The 18,736-nt window shown below is 67.3% G+C and carries 17 protein-coding genes and 1 other RNA gene; 14 read left to right on the top strand and 4 right to left on the bottom strand.

All coding sequences use genetic code 11. The annotated features are described in order from the left end of the window. Positions 1-11 precede the first annotated feature (11 nt). Entirely contained in the window at positions 12-752 is a 741-nt protein-coding gene (locus ABEA87_RS12950; protein WP_345629210.1) for a zinc ribbon domain-containing protein, read from the top strand. After that, positions 749-2,152 (top strand): bifunctional RNase H/acid phosphatase, encoded by a 1,404-nt coding sequence (locus ABEA87_RS12945; RefSeq protein WP_345629209.1) that lies wholly within the window; start codon positions 749-751, stop codon positions 2,150-2,152. The genes ABEA87_RS12950 and ABEA87_RS12945 overlap by 4 nt, the downstream gene beginning before the upstream one ends. Before the next feature lie 52 nt (positions 2,153-2,204). Here the strand turns inward: ABEA87_RS12945 and ABEA87_RS12940 are convergent, their stop codons facing one another. Then, positions 2,205-4,235 carry an acyltransferase family protein gene (locus ABEA87_RS12940; RefSeq protein WP_345629207.1) on the bottom strand — a complete coding sequence of 677 codons (2,031 nt, stop codon included), beginning with the start codon at positions 4,233-4,235 and terminating at the stop codon, positions 2,205-2,207. A 465-nt stretch (positions 4,236-4,700) separates the two neighbouring features. Between ABEA87_RS12940 and ABEA87_RS12935 the strand changes: the two genes are divergently transcribed. Both ABEA87_RS12935 and mctP read left to right on the top strand, forming a co-directional pair. Continuing rightward, a complete protein-coding gene (locus ABEA87_RS12935) occupies positions 4,701-4,937 on the top strand; it encodes a DUF3311 domain-containing protein (protein WP_345629206.1) in 237 nt (78 codons plus the stop codon). Beyond that, the gene (gene mctP / locus ABEA87_RS12930) at positions 4,934-6,565 is read left to right on the top strand and encodes a monocarboxylate uptake permease MctP (RefSeq protein ID WP_345629204.1); all 1,632 of its coding nucleotides are present in this window, start codon (positions 4,934-4,936) and stop codon (positions 6,563-6,565) included. The genes ABEA87_RS12935 and mctP overlap by 4 nt, the downstream gene beginning before the upstream one ends. 82 nt (positions 6,566-6,647) lie before the next feature. Here mctP and ABEA87_RS12925 read toward each other — a convergent pair whose 3' ends face one another. Next, positions 6,648-7,412, bottom strand: coding sequence for a sulfite exporter TauE/SafE family protein (locus ABEA87_RS12925; protein WP_345629203.1), 765 nt, complete (start codon positions 7,410-7,412; stop codon positions 6,648-6,650). Between the two features lie 263 nt (positions 7,413-7,675). Between ABEA87_RS12925 and rnpB the strand changes: the two genes are divergently transcribed. From rnpB to ABEA87_RS12895, 6 genes are all read left to right on the top strand, one after another. Further along, an RNA gene (gene rnpB / locus ABEA87_RS12920) (RNase P RNA component class A) lies at positions 7,676-8,085 on the top strand. A gap of 298 nt (positions 8,086-8,383) precedes the next feature. After that, entirely contained in the window at positions 8,384-8,848 is a 465-nt protein-coding gene (locus tag ABEA87_RS12915) for a hypothetical protein (RefSeq protein WP_345629201.1), read from the top strand. Positions 8,849-8,889: 41 nt separating this feature from the next. Next, entirely contained in the window at positions 8,890-9,099 is a 210-nt protein-coding gene (locus tag ABEA87_RS12910; RefSeq protein WP_345629199.1) for a hypothetical protein, read from the top strand. Between the two features lie 446 nt (positions 9,100-9,545). Beyond that, positions 9,546-10,883, top strand: coding sequence for a dsDNA nuclease domain-containing protein (locus ABEA87_RS12905; protein ID WP_345629197.1), 1,338 nt, complete (start codon positions 9,546-9,548; stop codon positions 10,881-10,883). Continuing rightward, on the top strand, positions 10,880-11,560 hold the full coding sequence (locus ABEA87_RS12900) for a hypothetical protein (RefSeq protein ID WP_345629195.1): 681 nt from the start codon (positions 10,880-10,882) through the stop codon (positions 11,558-11,560). Before ABEA87_RS12905 ends, ABEA87_RS12900 begins: the two co-directional genes overlap by 4 nt. Before the next feature lie 11 nt (positions 11,561-11,571). Next, complete coding sequence (locus ABEA87_RS12895; protein WP_345629193.1) at positions 11,572-13,494, top strand: hypothetical protein; 1,923 nt, start codon at positions 11,572-11,574, stop codon at positions 13,492-13,494. Between the two features lie 71 nt (positions 13,495-13,565). Here ABEA87_RS12895 and ABEA87_RS12890 read toward each other — a convergent pair whose 3' ends face one another. Beyond that, complete coding sequence (locus ABEA87_RS12890) at positions 13,566-13,967, bottom strand: NUDIX hydrolase (RefSeq protein WP_345629584.1); 402 nt, start codon at positions 13,965-13,967, stop codon at positions 13,566-13,568. A gap of 117 nt (positions 13,968-14,084) precedes the next feature. Beyond that, on the bottom strand, positions 14,085-15,032 hold the full coding sequence (locus ABEA87_RS12885) for an XRE family transcriptional regulator (protein ID WP_345629191.1): 948 nt from the start codon (positions 15,030-15,032) through the stop codon (positions 14,085-14,087). Positions 15,033-15,354: 322 nt separating this feature from the next. On the opposite strand from ABEA87_RS12885, the gene ABEA87_RS12880 reads away from it, so the two are divergent. From ABEA87_RS12880 to hemE, 4 genes are all read left to right on the top strand, one after another. After that, positions 15,355-15,729: an ArsR/SmtB family transcription factor gene (locus tag ABEA87_RS12880; protein WP_345629189.1), complete on the top strand. Its 375-nt coding sequence runs from the start codon at positions 15,355-15,357 to the stop codon at positions 15,727-15,729. Next, positions 15,726-16,232 (top strand): SRPBCC family protein, encoded by a 507-nt coding sequence (locus ABEA87_RS12875; protein ID WP_345629187.1) that lies wholly within the window; start codon positions 15,726-15,728, stop codon positions 16,230-16,232. Before ABEA87_RS12880 ends, ABEA87_RS12875 begins: the two co-directional genes overlap by 4 nt. Continuing rightward, the gene (locus ABEA87_RS12870) at positions 16,220-16,783 is read left to right on the top strand and encodes a dihydrofolate reductase family protein (protein ID WP_345629185.1); all 564 of its coding nucleotides are present in this window, start codon (positions 16,220-16,222) and stop codon (positions 16,781-16,783) included. Before ABEA87_RS12875 ends, ABEA87_RS12870 begins: the two co-directional genes overlap by 13 nt. A gap of 621 nt (positions 16,784-17,404) precedes the next feature. Then, positions 17,405-18,535 carry a uroporphyrinogen decarboxylase gene (gene hemE, locus ABEA87_RS12865; RefSeq protein WP_345629184.1) on the top strand — a complete coding sequence of 377 codons (1,131 nt, stop codon included), beginning with the start codon at positions 17,405-17,407 and terminating at the stop codon, positions 18,533-18,535. Positions 18,536-18,736 lie beyond the last annotated feature (201 nt).

The following is an 18,736-nucleotide window of genomic DNA, read 5'->3' as shown; positions in this document are numbered from 1 at the left end:
GAGTCGCGCCCGTGAAAGCCGATCCCCAGGCGCAACGCCGCCTCCTTGACCTCCAGGCCATCGACCTCGCGCTGACCCAGCTGGCCCACCGCCGCCGCAACCTGCCGCAGATCGCGGAGCTGGACCGGTTGGCCCGGCAGATCACCGCCGCCGACGACGAGCGGGTCAAGGCCCAGGTCGGCGTCGATGATCTCGACCGGGACATCGCCCGGCTGGAGAAGGACGTCGAGCAGGTGCGCGCCCGGCGGGCCAAGGACCAGTCGCGGCTGGACGCGGGCACCGGGCCGGCCCGGGAACTTGAGGCGCTTCAGCACGAGCTGACCTCGCTGGCCCGGCGCCAGTCCGAACTGGAAGACGCCGAGCTGGAGCTGATGGAGCAGCGCGAACAGGCCGAGACCTCGCTCAACCAGACCGTCGGCCGGCTCACCGAGACGCGCAAGGAGCGCGAGCAGGTCGAGGCGGCCCGCGACCAGGCGCTCGCCGAGATCGCCAAGGACGAGGAGTTCCGCTCCGCCGGCCGGGGGCCCATCGTCGCCGACCTGCCGGCCGACCTGATCGCGCTGTACGACCGGATCCGCGAGCAGTCCGGCGGTATCGGCGCGGCGCTGCTGCGGGCGGGCCGCTGCGAGGGCTGCCGGCTGGAGATGTTCGGTGGCGAGCTGGCCGCGGTGCGGTCGGCGGCGCCGGACGAGGTGGTGCGCTGCGAGGAGTGCCGGCGGATCCTGGTACGTACGGCGGAGAGCGGCCTGTGAGTGTCGATCGGGTGGTGGTCGAGGCCGACGGCGGGGCGCGGGGCAACCCGGGCCCGGCCGGGTACGGGGCCGTCGTCCTCGACGCCGCTTCCGGCGAGGTACTCGCCGAGCGGGCCGAGTCGCTGGGCATCACCACGAACAACGTCGCCGAGTACTCCGGCCTGATCGCCGGTCTCACGGCGGCGGCCGAGCTGGGCGCCACCGAGGTGGACGTCCGGATGGACTCCAAGCTGGTCGTCGAGCAGATGTCCGGCCGCTGGCAGATCAAGCACGCCGGGCTGCGGGTGCTGGCCGCCGAGGCCGCGACGCTGATGCGCCGCTTCGACACGGTCCGCTTCGGCTGGATCCCCCGGGAGCGCAACAAGCACGCCGACGCGCTGGCCAACCGGGCGATGGACGAGGCGGCCGGCAAGCCACCCCAGGCCATCAAGACCGTGCCCACCCGCGCGCCCGCCGCGGCGGCGGACGAGTCCCGGATCGTCGCCGCACCCGACTCCCCGGCCCGCGCCGCGGCCCGGGCGGTCGCCGCGGCGGCCGCTGGTACCGGTGCGCCCGCCCGGCCCGAGCCCGCCATCAACGTCGAGCCCGGCGCGGCCGTCGCACCCACCACCGCCATCCCGGACGGCGCCACCCCTGGCAGCGCCACCCTGGGCGGCGTGACGCTGGGCGCCGTGGCCCCGGAGACCGGGGCCGGGCCGGATGAGTTCGTCGAGCCGGACGCGCCGGCCGCCGGGCACCGGCCCTCCTGGGAGCGGCCGATGGGGCAGCCCACCCGGCTGATCCTGGTGCGGCACGGCGAGACCGAGATGAACTCCCAGCGGCGCTACTCGGGTCGGGGCGACGTGCCGCTCAACGAGCGCGGCCTGGCCCAGGCCAGGGCGACGGCCGCACGGCTGGCCGCCCTGGCCGGCACGGTGCCGGTCGTGGTCAGCTCGCCGCTGTCCCGGGCCGCCGCCACCGCCGCCCTGATCGCCGCCGAACTCGGCGACGTGCCGGTCACCACCGATCCCGAGCTGATCGAGTCGGACTTCGGCGACTGGGAGGGGCTGACCTTCACCGAGGTACGCGAGGGCTGGCCGGCGCACCTGGCCAAGTGGCTGGACTCGCCCGCCGTGGCGCCGCCGGGCGGCGAGTCGTTCCGGGCGGTGGACCGGCGGGTACGGCGGGTGGCCGCCCGGGTGCGCGACGCCCACCCGGGGCGCACGGTCGTGCTGGTGTCCCACGTGTCGCCCATCAAACTGCTGCTGCGCGACGCGCTCGCCGCCGGCGACGCCTTCCTCTACCGGCTGCACCTCGACCCGGCCGGTGTGTCCATTGTGGACTCGTGGCCGGACGGCGGGGTGGCCGTGCGTACCGTCAACGACACCGCGCACCTGGCCGGCCTGGAGTTGGCGGACTGAGCGCTCGGGGCTGAGCGTTCGGGACTGAGCGCTCGGGGATCGAGGGCCGCCGCTACGGCATGCCCTTGCTGGCGATGGCGGTCAGCTGGGGGATCAGCCACGGCGCGATGAGCTGCCGCACCCCTTCCGGGGTGAAGTGCAGCCCGTCGCTGCGCACCTGCAGGCCGTTCACGCTGTCGATGTAGGTGCCGCTCGGGCAGACCAGCCTGTTGAGATCCAGCACCATCGTGTTGTCCGGGTGCCGGGCCGTCTCGGCGCGGAGGTCCCGGTTCCAGGCGTCCACCCGGGACGGTTGGTCCTCGTCGTACAGCCCGCCGTCCGGGCGCTCGGCCCGGTGCGTGTACGCCGCGGTCAGCAGTACCACCCGGGCGCCACGCGACCCCGCGATGGTGACCGCCCGGTCCAGCTGCCCGGTCAGGTACGCGTCGAAGTCCGGCTTGCCCACGTGCGTGTATTTGCCGCCCAGCTTGGCGTCCATCAGCTCCCAGCGGTTGAGCAGGATCACCGACACGTCGGGATCGTCGGCGTCCACGCCCTGCTGCCAGCGCGACGGCCAGCTCGGGCAGTACGGGTACAGGCTGTGCGGGCTGCCCAACTCCAGGATGTCGGACTGCGTCGTGATCCCGCAGCCCTCGATCGCCCGGGTGTGCACGTCCACCCCCGGCTCATCCGGCAGGTAGCTGCCGATGGTCCAGGACACCGAGTCGCCGAAGAAGTCGATGCGCGGCTGCGCCCCCGGCCGGCGGCCGGACCGCCGCATCGGCGGTGGCGTGCGCGGGGTCGCGGTACCGGTGGTTCCCGGCGAGAACACCGGATTCGGCGGGGTCTTGAGGGCGGTGTTGCGGGCCGGCGTGGGGATGGTCGCCACCACGACCACCACCGCGGTCGCCAGGACCGCCAGCACGGCGGTGCCGGCCGGCGCCAGCCGGGGTATCCGGCGCAGCCACCGCCCGCGTCGGATCGGCTGCTCGATCGCGAGGTACGAGGCGATCGGGATGACCAGCACCAGACCGAGGCGCAGCCCCAGCAGCGACGGGCCGGACAGCCCGGTGCGTTCCGCGTTGACGAACTGGAATAGCGGCCAGTGCCACAGGTACACCCCGTAGGAGATCCGGCCCAGCCACACCAGCGGCGGCAGCGCGAGCAGCCGGGCGGTGGGGGAGTTCGGGCTCACCACCGCGTGCGCCAGGATCACCGCCACCGCCACCGCGGCCAGGGTGAGCCCGCCCGACCGGTACAGCCAGGCCGACGTGCCGGCCGCGTTGGTCAGCATCCAGCCCAGCCCGGCCGCCGCCAGGATCGCCAGCGCGCCCAGTGTCGGATGCACCTGCCGGGGGCCGGTGTGCCGGGCGGAGCTGCCGGCCAGGCCGAGCAGCAGCGCCAGCGCACAGCCGATCAGCAGCGCCTGGGCCCGGCTGTCGGTGCCGAAGTACACCCGGTTGAGGTTGGTCGGGTCGAACAACTGCGACGCCGCGTACGACGAGGCACCCACCCCGGCCAGGGTGAGCGCCAGCAGCATCACCCGGCCCCGGCGGGTGCCACCGTGCCGGGTCGCGAGCCATCCCAGCGCGCCGACCACGATCAGCGGCCAGACCAGATAGAACTGCTCCTCGATGCCGAGCGACCAGGTGTGCTGCAGCGGCGACGGCGCCGAGGTCTGGGCGAAGTAGTTTCCGGCGCCCCGGTAGATCATGCGCCAGTTCGCCACGTACACCAGCGCCGACAGCCCGTCCCCGCGTAGCAGCCGCAACTCCACGGTCGGCAGCAGGAACTGCCCGGCGATGACCACCGCGATCAGCAGCACCAGCAGCGCGGGCAGCAGCCGCCGCGCCCGCCGGGCCCAGAACCCGGACAGGCTGATCCGGCCGTGCTTGTCGTGCTCCGCCAGCAGCAGCGAAGTGATCAGGAACCCGGAGAGTACGAAGAACACGTCGACGCCGAGGAACCCGCCCGGAATCCCGGGCACCCCGGCGTGAAACAGCACCACCCCGGCGACGGCGAACGCCCGCACCCCGTCGAGCGCCGGCCGGTACTGGAAGACCGGCTCGCCGGGCCGGGTGCCCTCCTGCGCCTGTGCTGACATCGACGGCCGATCCCTCGCCTCGCCTGTACGCGGGCCCCGGCCACCCCGTTCCGGATACCGGTCGCCGGCCCGCTTCCGCGGCTCGGTGCGCGTCCCCGTGCCAGTGCGCCGCCGGTGAGCCCGCACCTCCCTTGCCCCGGCCCGGGCGTGAATAAGCGAAGCGGGGCGGTTCTTCTCGAGCGGTCCGTTCCCGCGCCCGCTCCCCGCCCGCGCTTGTCCCGTGCCCGCCACCCGCTTGGTCCCGCGCCCGACCCGGCGCCCGCCCTGCATCCGCGCCGCTTGATCGACGCCGGGCGCATCATCGCCGCCCGGCGCATTCGGACGACCGCTCACAGACGAGCACATACCGCTCGGCGCAGCCCTCGGCGCGACTCGTGCGGAATTGCCCGACCCTCGGCGTAACCTCCGCCACGCCCGGGTCGATCAAGAAACCGGGCGATTACCCGGTGTGTTCTAGGAGGACTCATGGCCGAGCCCCAGACCCAACCGGTACCCCGTGCCCGGACCGGCCGCAGCCACTGGCACTGGCTGCTGTTCATCCCCGTCGCGGTACCGCTGATGGTCTTCCTCTTTAACTCCAAGAACCCGTACTTCCTTGGCTTCCCGCGCTTCTACTGGCTGCAACTGGCCTTCATCCTGCTCAGCGTGGCCACCACCCTGGTGGTGTACCGGCTGACCTCGAACGGGAGGGCTGGCCGATGAGGGACCACCTCACCGAGATCATCGTCGCGGCGGTGATCTTCCTGATCGTCAGCGTGATGGGCTTCATCGCCGCCCGCTGGCGCCGCCCCGACGACATGGGCCACCTCAACGAGTGGGGCCTGGGCGGGCGCAACTTCGGCAGCTGGGTCACCTGGTTCCTGGTCGGCGGCGACCTCTACACCGCGTACACCTTCGTCGCCGTGCCGGCGCTGCTGTTCGCGTCCGGCTCGCTGGGCTTCTACGCCGTCCCGTACACCGTGATCGTGTATCCGATGGTGTTCGTGGTGCTCGTGCGGCTCTGGTCGGTGTCGCACAAGCACGGGTTCGTGACCCCGGCCGACTTCGTGCGCGCCCGATCCGGCTCGTCCACCATGGCGTTGCTGGTCGCCATCACCGGCATCGTGGCCACCATGCCGTACATCGCGCTGCAACTGGTGGGCATCGAGTCGGTACTCAAGTCGATGCACGTCAACCCGACCTGGGCACTGATCATCGCGTTCGCCATCCTGGCCGCGTACACCTACCAGTCCGGGCTGCGCGCTCCGGCGCTGATCGCGTTCGTCAAGGACGCGCTGATCTACATCGTCGTCATCGTGGCGATCATCTACATCCCGTACAAGCTGGGTGGCTGGCACAAGATCTTCGACGCCGCCGACACCAAGTTCGCCAAGACCCAGGGCACCGTGCTCAACGCCGGCAACCAGTGGCAGTACATCACCCTGGCGTTCGGCTCCGCGCTCGCGCTGTTCCTGTACCCGCACAGCGTCACCGGCGTACTGGCCAGCCGCAGCCGCAACGTCATCAAGCGCAACATGTCCGCGCTGCCGGCCTACAGCCTGCTGCTCGGTCTCATCGCGCTGCTCGGCTACATGGCCATCGCGGCCAAGACCAAGCCGATCGTCACCGATGGCAAGGCGGACGGCAACACGGTCGTGCCGCAGCTGTTCGACCAGATGTTCCCGCACTGGTTCGCCGGCGTCGCGTTCGCCGCGGTGGCCATCGGCGCGCTGGTGCCCGCCGCCATCATGTCCATCGCCGCGGCGAACCTGTTCACCCGCAACATCTTCAAGGAGTACATCAAGCGCGACGCCACCCCAGCCCAGGAGGCGGCGACCAGCAAGATCGCCTCGCTGGTCGTGAAGATCGGTGCCGTGCTGGTCATCCTGCTGATCAGCCCGCAGTTCTCCATCGACCTCCAGCTGATCGGCGGCGTCATCATCCTGCAGACCCTGCCCGCCGTGGGCATCGGGCTCTACACCCGCTGGCTGCACCGCTGGGGCCTGGTCGCCGGCTGGTTGGTCGGCATGGGCCTGGGCACGTGGATGCTGTACCAGATCCCCAACCCGGCCACCAACCACGTGCACTTCGGTGGCTCGGCCTTCCCGCTGTCAAAATGGTTCGACCCGACCAGCATCGGACTGGACGCCAAGACACAGGTGTACGTCGGCTTCGTCGCGGTCGTGGCGAACGTGCTCGTCGCGATCATCGTCACGCTGATCTGCCGCGCCATCAAGGCGCCCGACGGCGTGGACGCCACCTCGCCGGACGACTACACGGTCGACGCGGGCGATGCGACTCCGCCGCCACTCGCCGAGGACCAACTCCCGGAGCCGGTACCCACCTCGTGATCCGCCTTCTTCCGGTTTCTTGATCGACCGCTCCGCGCCGGTCGGCCCCGCTCGCTCTCCGGGACCGGCCGGCGCTTCGGTCTCAGCGGAGTGCCGTGATCAGCAGGTAGCCGCCCACGATCAGGCCGAAGGCCACGATGGTGACGCGCAGTGCGGCGGCCGGCAGCAGCCGGGCCAGCCGGGCGCCCAGGTACCCGCCGACCAGCGTCGCCGGTGCGAGCGCCGCCACCGCCGCCCAGTCGACCCGGCCGACCAGCGTGAACACCAGCACGGTCACCAGCCCGACGACCGCCGAGGCGGCGTTCTTCAGCGCGTTGATCCGGGTCAGCGCCTCGTCGAGGACCAGCCCCAGCCCGGCCACCAGCATCACGCCGAGCGCCGCGCCGAAGTAGCCGCCGTACACCGCGCCCACCCCGACAACCGTGTGCATGCCGGCCATGCGGCGCCGCCGCGACAGCTGCGCCGGTTGCCCGACGACGGCGCGCAGCCGCTGCTGGAACGCGAGCACCAGGGCCGCTCCGATGACCAGGAACGGCACGATGACCTGGAACGCGCCGGCCGGGGTGGCGCGCAGCAGCAGGCTGCCGGTCAGCGTGCCGAGGGCGGTGGTGGGCACCAGCCTCAACAGCTCGGAACGGCGGCCGGCCAACTCGGCGCGATTGCCGTACACGCTCGCCAGATAACCAGGACATACCGACACGGAATTCGTGAAGTTCGCCGGCTTGGCGGGCAGCCCGATGGCCAACAGGGCGGGGAAGGTGATCAGCGACCCGCCGCCGGCGATGGCGTTCACGGTGCCGGCGGCGAGACCGGCGACCAGGAGCAGGGCGATGTGGGAGGGGCTCATGGGGTGCACAGGCTAGGTGCTCGACGGGCCGGGCGCTGCCCCGTTTCGTCGCGTGCTCCTGGTACCTCCTCGTTCCTCCTCCGAGGCGATCGGTCGATCGGCGCCGCGGCTTCGGCGTGTGGTCCGCGGGTCCGGCTTGTGGTCCGCGGGTCCGGCTTGTGGTCCGCGGGTCCGACTTGTGGTCCGCGGCTGGCGCGTCGCGTCGTGGAGGGCGTGCGGCGAAGCGGGACGGGGCGGACCGGTAAGATTGTTGCCGCGATGGACGAGTCGACTGGGCGGTCGCGTCGACCCTTCGGGGTCGCCGAGGAACGTCCGGGCTCCACAGGGCAGGGTGGTTGCTAACGGCAACCCGGGGCGACCCGCGGGAAAGTGCCACAGAAAGCAGACCGCCTCGCCCGCCGGCTCCGGCCGGTGGGTGCGGTAAGGGTGAAACGGTGGGGTAAGAGCCCACCAGCACCCCGGGTGACCGGGGTGGCTCGGTAAACCCCACCCGGAGCAAGGCCAAAAGGGCCGCTGCCGCGAGGCGGCGACCTGCGCAGGCGTTTGAGGGCTGCCCGCCCGAGCCTGCGGGTAGGCCGCTTGAGCCTGCCGGCGACGGCAGGCCTAGATGGATGGCCGCCCTCCCGTGCTTCGGTACGGGGGACAGAACCCGGCGTACAGGTCGACTCGTCTATCGCGTACCTGGTTGGGGTTCAGGTCGGGGCTCTGAGCTGCTTGTATGCGCGGTCGCTCATGGTCGTTGATGGTCAACATTGGTCGCCGTTTGACGCCCTGGACACGCCCTGACGCCCTGGAGACGCCCTGATCTTGGACCGGTGACCCCTGAGATTAGAAGCTGTGGCTCACGTCGCCCGTCCGGCTGCCGACCGGCGGGCGACGGCCTACGGTCGTGCGGTGGAGGGCGGTACTGGAGCCAGCTGAGGTCAAAGCGCGTAGGGCGTCAGCGGGGGAGGCTGGGGCAAACTTGACCCGTGCCAACTCCGCCGCTCATTCGCAAGGTTCGTTTCGACATCCGGCCGTGGGGTGGTGGCCCCGCCCGCGAGTTGCTGCCGTACGTCGACGATGTCAGCTTGGTGAAGCTGGTTTCCGGCTTTGAGCTTGCCTCTGGTTACGACGTGCCCGGCGAGTATGCCGGGCTCGTGCTCGATCATTTCAAGTTCGGTGACCTGACCGCCTACCTTGCCGGAGAACCAGAATCGGCTTACCGGGCGAGCGGGGGCGTGATCGCCCTTCTCGGTTGCGACTGCGGTGAGGTCGGCTGCTGGCCGCTGGAAGCCTGGGTGCTCTGTGACGATGACTGGGTGACGTGGCGCGGCTTTGTCCAGCCGTACCGCCCTAAGCGCGACTACGGGAGCTTCGGCCCCTTCGTGTTTCGGCGGAGCCAGTACGAGCGTGCGGTCTGTGAGGCCGCCGCTGTCGTCACGTCCAGTCCCTGACGGCCGCGGACGAGCGGCGTTGCTCGCGTACTGCCTGCGACGTGAAGCCCGACGAGCTGGCTGGCCACGGCGGCGACGGCCACCGCCTGGTCCTCGTCGCCGTTCCCGCCGATCACAGCGCCGCTGATACCGGTGGCAAGCCGCGTAGCGGCGCGGCAGCGATCGCCGGAACCACGCGGAACGCGCACCACTCCGGCGATCGTCACGGCGTCTGGTCGCGTTGTCTGACCGGCCGGAGCTTCGTGGACTAGGTGCCGGTGGAGGTGCGGGCGCGCCGCGGTGCGCGATGCCGGCGCCCCAGCGCCGCCAGCAGCGTGGCGCGAGCGCGCCCGCTGCGCCGCGCTCGCGCGGCGCCTTGATCCAGAAGAGAACGAATCGGCAGCGCAACGACGCTGACCTTTGACGCTGACCTTGCCCTGTCCGTAGAACGGCTTCCTGTCAGCCGTGGCGAGGGACGGCCCACACATGAGCTGGGCCCGATGGCCGCGTTAGAGGACCGATGCTCGTACATTCGGCCCTATGCATGACCGAGATCTCTCGACTAAATTTTCCCTATGGCGGACGTGATTGGCGTGCACCGCCCTAGCAGCGGGTGGGGAAGACGTGCCGAACATGCTTGCTCACGGGCTCCGGCCGGGCGGGCTCGAGCACATAGACCTGGTGTCTCTGGGACTGTCGCCGGTTCAGAGTCTCCGCGATGAGCCTGGTACTAGGAACGGCTCCCGAGGAGGACAGCGGCGCGGAAACGCAGGACCGCTATAGCTGGCAGCATCACTGTACTGCGGCGGATTGCGCCGCGATGATGTCAGAGGATTCTCAGATACGCCGAATCGTGTGTGAAATTCACGAGGACTACGTAGTAGACCGCGGCGACGATGACATCGAGTTGGTCAGCTGCAAGCATCGAGAGACATCTCAAGGTCCCTGGTCCCTGACCGACATCTGCCTGGGGGGCGGGATAGCACACCTATTCTCGCGCTGGCATACGTTGTCGGCTGCTCGTGTACGGCTCGTGACCAACGCGGGTCTGAAGCCCGGAAAGGCAGAGGCAGGTGAAGTAGCAAACGCTTGCTTGAAGATGGCGGACGGTGTGCAGATCGACGATGAATTGGCGCTTTGCCGTGACCAGCTCGCATTTGCCCTTCTAGCGGCTCGGAGGCAGCGCGAATTTGACGGGATACCGCTCACGCCGCTGCCGCCAAGGCGGAAAGCGGAACGGCTCCCCCCGCCGCAAGACTTCCTGAATCTGGTCGAAAAATTCATGGGAGTCCTGCGTATATTGCCGGAACTTCCTTCGCGGCGTTACATTCGAACTCAGCATGTCGAGTATGTGATGCGTCCTGCCCTAGATAGCATTGGGCATAACCTGGATGCGGCCGGCGTCTGCTATGACGGACTCGTTGCACTTGTAGCGGCTCGCAATGCCGCTAATCCGTTGAGGGGTCAGTACTCGTCGTGGCTTAGCGAACCGCGGTTCGGTAGTGCCAGATCGGTTTTGACGGCGCTAGTGCAATCCCGAACAATTGTCCGTGACGACATCCTCGGGGCACTTGCCGATGCGCCTGATAGACCGCTACTGCGCCGTTGGACCACTACTGGTCATGACCGTCTCCGCGTAAAGCTAGTGGCGGGAGGTGTTCGAGGAACCCGTGTCAGTGGAGCGCTCCGCCTACGTGAAGCCTGGCTGGCGCAATGGGAGGAGTCTAAAAGAGATCTCCCGGGAGACGAGGCTGAGCGCCAAGACCTTGAGGCCAAGATTCTGGAACTAGCAGGGGATGTGGAGGCAGAGGTTGCCACGTCAGACGCTGGATGGGGAGATCGGATGTACGAAACCCTCCGTGCTCGCCTGCGAAGCGGCAGGGTCTCTCCCTCTTCGGGCCTCGCCTTAACCCCTGAGCATTTACTCGGACTTGCCTTGGATCTAGCCGCTGATTGCGAGATCTGGTTCAGCGACGAGTTCGACGTCGAGGCTGCTCTGAGAGATGTCGCTGATGCCACGAATACTTCAGCCCCCGACTTGGAGCGCGCGCAATGAGCGGCACTGTGGGCACTCAAACTAGCGCATCCGAAGCTGCCCTCCGTGCTGCGGCTGAACGCCAAATCGCGGTCACTCGCAAGACCGGCCGGCCTGCGTCATCGACGCTCGATCAACGGGTCGCCCGGCGGCGGCAGGAAATGCTGCTGAAAGAACGGCGCGAAGCTGAATACCATCAGGCTCGGGTTCTGCTATTAATCGACGCGCTGGCTGGTAAGAGCAGCGCACTCGATGGCCTCACGAAGCTTGCCAAGCTCGATTTCTTGCTACGCTATCCAGTCTTCCTTGAAGAATTAGCTAATTCGGGCGTCGACGCACTCCAGCTTAGCGATGATACGAAGCCCACACCTGAAGAACGTAGCACCGTTGAATCTCGAATGATGCGCTACAAGTACGGGCCGTGGGATGACCGCTACTATGGAATCATCGGTGCCCTCGTTGGGCGGGGTCTAGTCGAATACGTCTCGGGGAAGCGTGGCAATATCGCACTACGTCCGACCGATGGCGGTCGCGCCTTAGCTCGGTTGCTAGCGACTGATCCAGCGTGGCGGTTGACCGCCGCGCGGTGCGCGGTGCTGCATCGAGCGTTCGCTAGGAAGAGCGGCAACGCGATTAAGAGTCTGATTTATGATCGCCTACCCGACGTGGTCGATCGGCCACACCGGACGGAGATATGATGAATATCCGGATGCGCGTCGACGATGTCACTTTGCTTACCGATGTAGAGGATTACAATTTCTCGCTTGCGGGCCCGTGCACATTGCTGGACGGACCGGTTGGCACAGGTAAGAGTAGTTTGTTGGAACTCGTCAAACACGCACTAGGTGGAAACGCCGTGCTGACCCCAGTGGTGCGGGATGAGGTTCGTGCGGTGCGGATACGGACAACGCTGGACGGAAACGCAGTCATTCTTCAGAGAGCCCTTGGTAGGGCTGCTACAACAGTGGAATTCCGGGATCCGCGGGATGACGGCCTGATTCAACAGTTCGCTATACGTTCTCGACCCGAACAGGAGAGCGTGAGCGACGCACTACTACGCCTGCTCGGAATACCCGTGGTCGCGATTCCTCGGGCCCGTACGCGCGCAACCGCTGCCTCAGTCCCCCTTACTTTCAATGATCTTTACGCCTACCTCTACGTCGAACAACAAGACATCGATCGAAGCGTGGTCCATCACACTGAGGTTTTCCGCGAACCCAAGAGGCGAGCAATTTTTGAATTGCTTTTTGGCCTCGCTGACCCGGAACAGCTGATAATCGAGACAGCACTCGGTCGCATTAAAGATGAACTTCGAACCGCCGAAGGCAGGGTTGCCGCGGTCCGCACATTCCTCCAAACGGCTACGGACGAAGACGAAGTGACGCTTCGTCAACGCGAGCTTGTATTAGGTGAACAGGCGCGCGAGGCAGCGCGCGGCCTAGATCGGCTTCGGGCGGAGATTGCAACGAGTACCAATGCGCATCAGAATCTTCGTCAACAGGTGCTGGACACCGAGGAGGCTGTTCGGGAGGCTGCAGAAGATCTTCGCTCGGCAGAGACCGAGGTGGCACGCCGCGAGCACTTGCTTGCACAGATGCGCGTCAACTTGGCTCGGGAAGATAAAGCACGAACTGCTAGTAGGCGCTTGTCGCCCTTAGAGTTCGTCGTGTGCCCCAGGTGCACGCAGCCATTAGATGAGGGACGCGCATCGGCCGAGGTATGCGCACTGTGCCTTCAGCCCGACCCGTTAGCGGGACTAGAGTTTGATCTGCCGCTAGATTATACAGATGAGCAGATACTCGAACTGGAATCGCTTCTAGCTCGGGCAACCAAGGACGTGGGCCGGGCAAGGGCTCTAGCTGACGGGCGGAACGAAGAGCTTTCTCGGTTGAGGCAAGCTCTCGATGTGGCTACGGCTGAAGCAGTCACGCCTAGGTTCAACGAAGTCGAGTTGCTGAGCGCGGCGCGAGCCCAATCGCTTGCCGAGTTGAGGCATATCAATAACGTCCTGAATTTCTGGGATGAACTCCGCGCGTTGGATGCTCGAGTGAGTTCTCTAGAGCAAGAAAAAGAGGGCCTTGAGCTGAATCTGGCGCAATCCAAAGCGAGGCTTGAGGCGCGTCGTTCAGTGCTGAGAGTGTTGAGTGAACGGTTCAGTGAGACAGTTGGCGCCTTGAAAGTTCCTTGGGCAAGCTCTGGATCTATTGATGGGCGAAACTATCTACCTCTGGTCGATGGGGAGCGGTTCGAAACGCTTGCTGTAGCTGGGGGGACCAAGACAATCGTAACCGTCGCGTACCACCTGACACTCCTCGGTCACGCTCTCGCTCACGGCGACACTCTGTTGCCGCAGATCCTCTTGCTCGATACGCCTCGGAAAAACCTTGGGTCAAATCCGAGCGACAAGGCTATGGGTTCGCGGATCTACGAACGAATTCGCTCGCTTGTAGATGCTTATGGAGACAAGGTACAGTTCATTATCGCGGATAACGACTTTCCGGATAGGGCTGACTGGATAAGATCGATTCACTTCGACTATGAAAATCCGCTACTTCCTCATGTCATTCACCCAGGGGAAGAGGCGGCAAAGTCGGGGCGGCTAGATACGGTGGAGAGCCTTCGCGGCCGGTAGTGATCGGTGACTTCGGCTACGCGACCGCATAGCTGCTGACTTGCGACTGCTTGCCAGAGACCGATCCAGGGTCAAAGGCCTGAGCTGCCCGGTAGTTTCTTTCCGTGCTCGGTGTAGATCGTCCGGCCACTCCTCTTCGCGATGACCGCCATGTGGAGGCGGCGGGCCAACCTCGGCGGGACGAGAGTTTCGAGGCCGGAGGGTTCGACGTACCGGTACTCGTCGATCTCGCCGTCTTCGAACACGATCCGGCGGAGGTCGTCTTCGCTGAGGCTGCCGCCGTCGAAGACGTACAGGACTTTGTCGCCCTCTTTCTCCGCGGGTGCCCAGTCGACCACGAGCATCTGTCCGACCTGGGGATTGATTCCCAGTTCCTCGCGGATCTCGCGAACGCACGCCGCGGACGGGGACTCGCCCGGTTCGACGTACCCGCCGGGGATATCCCAGTGGTTCTTGTACGTCGGGCGGAGCATCAGCACCCGGCCGGTGTCGTCAAGGAACAGTGCACCGGCGCCATGCGGGCCTGGGCCATGGGCGGCATGTCGTCTGAGGTCACGATCAGCAGCCTAGACAAGCCGGGCCTGCTCCGCTCAGCTAAGCACATTCAACCGGCGAGCCAGGCCGACCAGGACGGTTGACGGCTTGCCGGGCTGCTGGCGTATCCAGCCGAGTACCAGTTCTCGGCTGAGGAAGTGGTACCGGACCTGCTCCGGTGCCAACTGCTCAGCGTCGAGCAAAGTCGCCTGCGCATCGTCGACCCGGTTGCGCCTGCTGTACGTGCGGGCGACCTCTAGCGCGTGCCGTACCCGGCGCTCCATCGGCAAGGGCGCCGTGTCGATCCGCGGCCCGAGGTCGATGGCGACCTGGACGTCGCCGAGTTCGGCGGCGGTGGCGACCCGGTGAATTGCGACGTTGGTGGGGCCGAACGCGGTCCAGACGTGGTTGGCGTCGTGCCCGAGACGCTTGGCGGACTCGTCGGCGGCGTCGAGAAAGGCTCGGGTTGCGGTGCGGTCGTTGTTGCGGGAGGCGGCCATCGAGCTGGCGAGAAACAGCGTGCCGTGGATGGACAGGAGTTCGGGTGTGGGCTGGGAGAGATTGGCTTCGAGGTAGCCGGCCGCGCGCTCGGTGAGCCGGACGGCTTCGCTGTACCGGCCGGCGGACAGTAGGGCGTGGGTGACGGATCGGTAGAGCGATCCGGTGACGACGGGGTCTCCGGTGGTGCGGGCGGCGTTGAGGCCGCGGTCGGCGGCGATCCAGGCGAGTTCGGCTTCTCCGAGTTTGGTGAGCTGGGTGGCGGCCAGCTGGTAGGCCAGGCCGAGGACCCGTCGCGCGTGCATGAGGTCGTCGCCGTTGTAGTACTCGGCGGCGGCCTGGGCGTGGGCGAGCAGGCTGGGCAGGCGTGCGGTGACGTAGCCGAAGCTTGCTGCCTGGTAGGCGGTCCACATGTCGTCCAGGTCTCGATCGAGCTGGGCCAGTGTTGGCGCGTCGTCGGCGGCAGGGCGGTCGGCTCCGAACGGGGTGATCTGCCGGTAGTCCATCAGGGCGTCGCGCAGGGGCGGGGACGGTGCGGTGTCCGCCGTCTGGTGTCCAGTCCATGAGGGACGGTTCGGCCAGTAGGTCGCCGAGTGAGACGTCCAGGGCGTCGGCGACGGACTTGATGACCGACAGCCGGTCCAGGGCCATCCGGTTGTTCTCCACCTTGCTGAGCCAGTCCACGGTGCGGCCGATGATGCCGCCGCAGGTTGTTCGGCAGCACGTCAGCGCTGGTGGCAGGGCCGAGCCGGCCCGGCGACTCATCCGTTGACAAGATCACTCGCGCTCAATGCGCTTAACATGGTGGTTAAGTGAAGGGAGCTTCCGATGGCTGACACCGATCAGCTCAGCGCGGTGTTCTCGGCGCTCGCCGACCCGACTCGGCGGGCGATCATCGCCGAGCTGGCCGAACGCGACGCCACGGTCACCGAGCTCACCGCTCCTCTCTCCATCTCGATGCCGGCGGTGTCACGGCACCTGAAGGTGCTCGAGCGCGCCGCGCTCATCTCACGGTCGCGGTCGGGCAAGTGGCGCGCGAGCCGCCTCGAGGCTGCCCCGCTGCGCGAGGCGGCCGACTGGATCGAGCGCTACCGGCGGTTCTGGGACTCGTCCCTCAGCCGCCTCGATGCCCACCTCGCCGCGGTGCAGGCCGCCGGACGGGCAACGGACCGGATGGCCGACGACCCCAGGGAGCTCGAATGAAAACCGAAACTCCGCAGCTCGTCATCTCGCGTGTGTTCGACGCGCCGCGGGAACTCGTCTACCGAGCCTTCACCGATCCCGACCACCTGGCGGCGTGGTGGGGCCCGATCGGCAACTCACTGCCGCGCGATGAGATTGAGTTCGACGTGCGCCCCGGCGGCTATCAACGGTGGACGGAGGTCAATGCAGCCGACCCCGGCCTTCGCGTGCACATCCACGTCGACCTCACAGACGTCGCCGACGGCGAACTGCTCGAAGGCGTCATGCACGTCGGTGGCCGGCTGCAGGAGGGCATCGAGCCGTTCGAGACGAGACTCCGGGTCGAGTTCCACGACGAGGCCGACGGACGGACGCGACTCGAGATCCGCCAGTGGCTCCCCGAACGCCTGGCGCACCCCAGCGAGGAGGGTTGGCTCCAGGCGTTCACCAAGCTGGACGCCACGCTGACGAATGTCCAGGCTGTTACAGCTGATCATCGAGAGGTAGAGGCATGGCAAAGCTGATTTACGTGACGAACGTGTCGCTTGACGGCTACATCGAGGACGAACGCGGCGCCTTCGACTGGTTCCCACCCGACGACGAGGTCTTCGCGTTCACCACCGACCTCCTGCGGTCTGTGGGCACGTTTCTCTACGGTCGGCGCCTGTACGAAACGATGGCCGTCTGGGAAACCAACGCCGCTCTGGCCGCGCAGTCCGACCTCACGGCCGACTTTGCGCGCGCCTGGCAGGCGGCGAGCAAAGTCGTCTACTCCGTGACCCTTCCCTCGGTGTCAACTGCCGACACCCGACTCGAACGCCGTTTTGACCCCGCCGCGGTACACGAACTGAAGGCCACGGCCGGCAGCGATCTCACCGTAGGAGGTGCCAACCTCGCGGCGCAGGCTTTCAAGGCTGGGCTGGTCGACGAGTGCCAGCTGTTCGTCTGGCCCGTGGTCGTCGGTGGGGGCAAGCCAGGGCTGCCGACCGGCATGCGCGCCGACCTTGAGCTCCTCGATGAGCGCCGATTCCGGAACGGCGTCGTACACCTCCGCTACCGCGCTCTCGGACAGTGAACGACAGCCCTGTCCGATCGCCGGCGCTTGGATGACAGGCGGAGCGCTGACGACTGATCCGGCCGGATGAGGTCGCCCATCACGAACCCGGGTTGCGTCAAGTCGCAGTGTGCGGAGGCGTCAACCGCCACGTCGGGACGACGGTGGCGACAGCGAACCTCAGTCCGGGGAACGCCCCGAGAGCTATCCCCTTCGTCCATCCGTCGGCATGCCAGCCGCACGCTCGTGTTCTGGTTTTTTGCTCAGATTGGGCGGACTGCCGGGATCGTTGCCCGATGGCCGCCAGCAGTTTGGCTCCGCCGTAGAGTCAAGTTGGCGCCGTCGGAGACCCCTGAAGACGCTGGTTTCCCCGCCCGTAGCGCCCGGCGGCTAGCCTTTCTCGCCAACCAACACACAGCGCCGCTCGCTCTGACCTGCGCGTTCGCGGGTCGCAGACTGATCTCAGGCTCCGCGGCCGGCGTCCAGGGCCTAGAACTGCGCGTACCGGGACGCCGCTCGGCTCTGACGCCTGCCGGGCCACCCAGACTGGGCGCCGCTAAGATAACAACGTCCCCTTAGGGGGCTGGAGTCTGCCATTTGAGTCCCGTCGATACCCGGGGCAATTCAACAGGATGGAACAGCGTGGACATCGGTACCCGGGAAGAAGTCAGTCCGAAGCCGGTGTCCGGTAGCGTCCAGTCTAAGAAGCTGCTCCTGCGCGCGCTCGCGGGAGAGCGGACCGAGCGACCGCCGATATGGCTGATGCGGCAGGCGGGACGGTACCTGCCCGAATATCACCGGGTCCGTGAGGCTGCCGGGGGCATGGTGGGGCTCTGCAATTCGCCCGAGCACGCTGTCGAGGTCACCCTGCAGCCGATCCGCCGCTTCCCGCTCGACGCCGCCATCCTCTTCGCGGACCTTCCGCAGGTCGCCGCCGCACTGGGCCAGACCCTGGACTACCGGGTCGGCGACGGTCCGGTTCTGACGCCCCCTGTCCGCTCGGCAGCGGACATCGCCGACTTCCTGAGCGTCTCTCGCCTCCACGAGGAACTGGCCCCGGTCTATGAGACGGTCAGGCAGCTGACCCGCGTCCTGCCAGCCGAGACGGCCCTGATCGGCTATGCCGGCGCACCATGGACCATCGCCACCTACATGGTCGAAGGACGCGGTGGCGGCCCGTCGGAGCACTCCGTCGTCAAGCAGTGGGCGCTGAGCGATCCCGATGGATTCCAGCCCCTGATCGACATGCTCACGACCGCTATCATCCAGTTCCTCGGCCGCCAGATCGAGGCGGGCGCGGAAGCAGTCCAGTTGTTCGACACCTGGGCCGGGATACTTCCCGACGCCTTCTTCGAACGCTGGTGCGTCAGACCGGTCGCCACCATTATCGCGGCGCTGAAGACGCAGTACCCAGACGTTCCCATCATCGCCTTCCCCCGCGGCGCCGGGCTCGCCTACGACGGCTTCGCCGAGGCAACCGGCGCGGACTGTATCGGCCTGGACGCCACGGTTCCCCTCGAATGGGCCGCGCAGAAACTACAGCGCCGCCTGGGCCGCTGCGTGCAGGGCAACCTCGATCCCCAACTCCTAGTCGCTGGCGGCCCTGCGCTCTACGCCGAGACAGAGCGCATCCTGCGCGCCCTGAGCGGGGGGCCGTTCGTGTTCAACCTGGGACACGGCATCGTCAAGACCACGCCCCTGGAGCATGTCAGCGCCCTGGCCGAGCAGGTGCGCGCATGGACCACGCCCACGCCACCAAACCGGTTGGAATAATCACCCGGAAACACCGGCCGGCGAAGGGCTCCATCCAATCGGGCCTCTCACCCATCCCCGCCGGCGACCTCGCGATGATCGCCGCAGCCGTCCAATGTGACGTTGATGGAGTACCGAAGCGGTCGCGTCGCGTAAGAGTACCTACAGTTGTAGGGCAGCCTGACCGTGAATGATTAAGGCTGGCGTCCGAAGACTAGGGGA

Origin of the sequence: Rugosimonospora acidiphila, from assembly GCF_039543385.1 — a bacterium.
GTDB classification, from domain to species: domain Bacteria; phylum Actinomycetota; class Actinomycetes; order Mycobacteriales; family Micromonosporaceae; genus Rugosimonospora; species Rugosimonospora acidiphila.
Note: the sequence above shows the minus strand (reverse complement) of the source record. Positions and strands in the feature narration are given on the sequence as shown.